Source organism: Meiothermus luteus (assembly GCF_003574085.1).
Lineage (GTDB): Bacteria > Deinococcota > Deinococci > Deinococcales > Thermaceae > Meiothermus > Meiothermus luteus.
In genome coordinates, this window is sequence record NZ_QWKZ01000167.1 from 1 (window position 1) to 3,025 (window position 3,025).

A 3,025-nucleotide genomic window follows, 5' to 3' on the forward strand; every position below is an offset into this window, starting at 1 on the left:
GCACAGCGGCCCGGATGCTGCTCTCAGCCCTCCTGATTCTGGTAGGGCTGGCCCCAGGCCCAGTCCCACATGGACACCCCCCAGGCCAGCCCTACCAGAATCAGGAGGGCTGAGAGCAGCATCCGGGCCGCTGTGCTTCGCATCCCCTCCAGCATACAGGCTGGGCTTCCCGGGGGACCTGTTTGCTAATAGTAGATTCACTAAACTTGACAAAGGTAGGCTCATAGAAGTACCTTGCAGATGAGGGCTGAGGGCCCTAAAGTAGTAGTTCCGCTGTGCGGTCTTGAGGAAACCAGATGGAAAGAACCACCACTCACCCAATTCCTGCTGCCCTTCCGGTCTGCCCGGTGCGCGGCTCGGTGATTTATCCCACCATGGTCATGCCCATTGACGCGGGCCGGCCGATATCAATCCAGGCCATTGAGGCGGCGCTCTCCCAGGAGAGGGTCATCCTCATCGTGAGCCAGCGCGATAAGGAGGTGGAGGAGCCGGGCCCCCAGGACCTCTTTGAGGTCGGCACGGCCTGCAACATCCTGAGGATGCGTAAAAACGCCGATGGCTCGGTCCAGATGCTGGTCCAGGCCTTTGCCCGGGTCCGGGTCTTGCAGTACCGCCGGCAGGAAGGCTACCTCGAGGCCGAGGTGGAGCGGCTGCCCGAGGTGATGGGCAAGGAGACCGAGCTCAAGGCTCTCTTCCGCGAGGTGCGGGAGCGCTTTGAGAGCCTCCTCAAGGAGGGTAAGCTGGTTCCCCCCGAGGTGGCCCAGGTCATCCTCAACCTGGAAGACCCGGTGCAGCTTGCCGACTATATCGCCTTTCACCTCGAGTTCAAGCTGGAGGACAAGCAGCAGATTCTGGCCCAGCCCTCCGTGACCGAGCGGCTGAAGCGGGTGGCGGTCCTTCTGGACGCCGAGCTTGACCTCATAGAGACCCAGCGGCGCATCCAGCAGCAGGTGCGGGAGGAGATAGACAAGAATCAGCGCGAGTTCTACCTGCGCGAGCAGATGAAGGCCATCCAGCGTGAGCTGCACGGGGAAGAGGGCGAGATGGAGGTGGAGGAGTTCCGCCAGAAAATAGAGGCCCTCAACCTTCCCGAAAGCGTCCGGGGAGAGGTGGAGCGGGAGCTCTCGCGCTTTGCCCGCATGCACCCCGACTCGGCCGAGGCCAGCGTGGTGCGCACCTATTTGGATTGGATCGTCAACCTGCCCTGGAACACCCGCACCGAGGACAGGATTGATCTGAAGGAGGCCAAGCGCATCCTGGACGAGGACCACTACGGCCTGGAGAAGGTCAAGGACCGGGTGCTGGAGTACCTGGCGGTGCGCAAGCTCAAGCTCGAGCGCCAGCAAAAAGGCGAGATTCCCCCCGAGGAAGCGGCCAAGGGCCCCATCCTGCTCTTTGTGGGCCCCCCTGGGGTGGGGAAGACCTCCATCGCCAAGTCCATCGCCAAGAGCTTGGGCCGCAAGTACCACCGCATCTCCCTGGGCGGGGCCCGCGACGAATCGGATATCCGGGGGCACCGGCGCACCTACATTGGGGCCATGCCGGGGCGCATCATCCAGGGGATGCGGCAGGCCGGCAGCAAGAACCCGGTCATCCTTTTGGACGAGGTGGATAAGCTGGGGGTTTCCTACCAAGGTGATCCGGCGGCGGCCCTCCTGGAGCTGCTGGACCCTGCCCAGAACAAGGAGTTCACCGACCACTACCTGGGGGTGCCCTTTGACATGAGCGAGGTGCTCTTCATCTGCACCGCCAACTTCCCCGAGCACATTCCTGCTCCCCTTTTTGACCGCATGGAGCTCATTGAGTTCACCAGCTACATTGAGCAGGAGAAGCTGGAAATTGCCAGGCGCTACCTGCTCCCCCGCCAGCTTTACGAAAACGGCCTCAAGGAAAGCCAGGTGCACATCACCGAGGCGGCCTTGATGCGCCTCATCACCCACTACACCCGCGAGGCCGGGGTGCGGAACCTGGAGCGGGAGATTGGGGCCCTTTTGCGCAAGTCGGCTCGGGCCATCCTGGAAGGGGGCAAGAAGCGGGTACGCATTGGCGAGGATGACCTGGAGAAGTACCTGGGGCCCGCCCGCTACCAGCCCGAGTCGGAGGCCCGGGAGCCTCAGGTGGGCATGGCGACGGGGATGTTCTACACCCCGGTAGGGGGGGACATCCTCTTTGTGGAGGTGGCCCTGATGCCGGGCAAGGGCAACCTCATCCTCACCGGCCAGCTCGGTGAGGTAATGAAGGAATCGGCCCGTGCGGCCCTCTCCTACGCCAAGAAGAACGCGGTGCGCTTTGGCATTGACCTGAAGCGCTTTGACCAGACCGACATCCACATCCACGTGCCGGCGGGGGCGGTCCCCAAAGAGGGGCCCTCGGCGGGGGTGGCCATCACCGCGGCTTTGGTCTCCGCGCTGGCCGAGGTTCCCGTACGCAACGACGTGGCCATGACCGGCGAGATTACCCTAACCGGCCGGGTCCTGCCCATCGGAGGGGTTCGGGAAAAGGTCCTGGGGGCCAGGCGGGCCGGCATCCGGGAGGTGATCCTTCCGAAGCGCAACCAGCCCGACCTTTCTGATATTCCCCCTTACTTGCGCCAGAGCCTTCAGTTCAACTTCGCCGAGCACCTAGACCAGGCGCTGGACTGGGCCTTGGTGGGGGGGCTCTCGGCCCTTACCGCCCGGGCCGGGGCTTCAAAAAAGGCCCGCCGTACCAAGGTCCAGCCCGCTGCTAGGGCCTAGCGTTCCCCCCTGGTTGGCTGGATATACTGAAGTCAAAGGCGTAGGTGCCAGGAGGGGGTATGGGTGGAGTTTCCTTAACCGAGGGGCCTGACCTCTCATCACTTTGTTCCGTAGGGACTTGACAGGCGGAAATAAGGAGGGGGGTTGGTAAGGTATGCGAACCAAAACCCCCCTCCTGCAGGCTACCACAACCTGGGTCCACACGGTCTTCCGGTCCCTCAGGAAACCCGCGCGCACCAACCTGGCCCTCTTCCTCTCCGCCCTCCTCTCCGGCCCCCTAGACCCCACCC

General features: G+C 63.5%; 1 protein-coding gene and 1 pseudogene. Both read left to right on the forward strand.

The window, feature by feature from the left end:
- Window positions 1-296: 296 nt before the first annotated feature.
- Window positions 297-2,735 (forward strand): endopeptidase La, encoded by a 2,439-nt coding sequence (gene lon / locus Mlute_RS14680; RefSeq protein ID WP_119361282.1) that lies wholly within the window; start codon window positions 297-299, stop codon window positions 2,733-2,735.
- 154 nt (window positions 2,736-2,889) lie between these two features.
- A pseudogene (locus Mlute_RS16305) lies at window positions 2,890-3,025 on the forward strand (IS4-like element ISTth2 family transposase); the annotation flags it as partial.